Raw genomic sequence first — 526 nt, 5'->3', positions numbered from 1 at the left:
ATACGCGCAATCTTTACCCGTTGGTCATCGACGATCGTCCCTTGCAAAACGGGTGGAGTCCATAGATACGCTAAGGCCAGTATGAGGGGCGGTCGCAATTCGTGATTATGTGCAGCTTCACATATTGGCTAAAATTGCCCAACGCCCATAAATGGAAAATCCGGTCAAAGCCTTGCCAGTCAAGGCTTTGACCGGAATCCATCGGGTCTACAGGCGCATGCATACGTTATTTCCGCTCGGCAAAAGCCTGGCCCATCTGCCTCGCTCGCTGGATCTCGTCGCTGTGCAAATAGGTTGAAGTCGTTGAGATTGAGGCGTGCCGCAGGTTGTCTCGTACCGTCACGAGCTCCGCCCCCCGCGCAAGTGCGTGCGAGGCATGTGTGTGCCGGATCCAGTGCTGACCTGTCCGTGAAATTTCGTACCAATCAAATCTAGAGATAATGGCTCCTTGATCCGCTTGGGTTTTCTGTGCCAAATCCAGAGCGAGTTTTTCGGCGTATCGGGTCAAGTCGGCCCGGGTAAACAC

Annotated in this window: 1 protein-coding gene; it reads right to left on the bottom strand. The window is 53.8% G+C overall.

From position 1 onward, the window contains the following. Positions 1-226: 226 nt before the first annotated feature. Positions 227-526: tyrosine-type recombinase/integrase (locus PHO31112_RS27880; protein ID WP_246178595.1), on the bottom strand; the 300-nt coding region annotated here is incomplete at its 5' end.

The organism is Pandoraea horticolens (assembly GCF_902459555.1).
Taxonomy (GTDB): domain Bacteria; phylum Pseudomonadota; class Gammaproteobacteria; order Burkholderiales; family Burkholderiaceae; genus Pandoraea; species Pandoraea horticolens.
The sequence above is the reverse complement of the archived record's forward strand: the minus strand, read 5'-3'. Positions and strand labels throughout refer to the sequence as shown.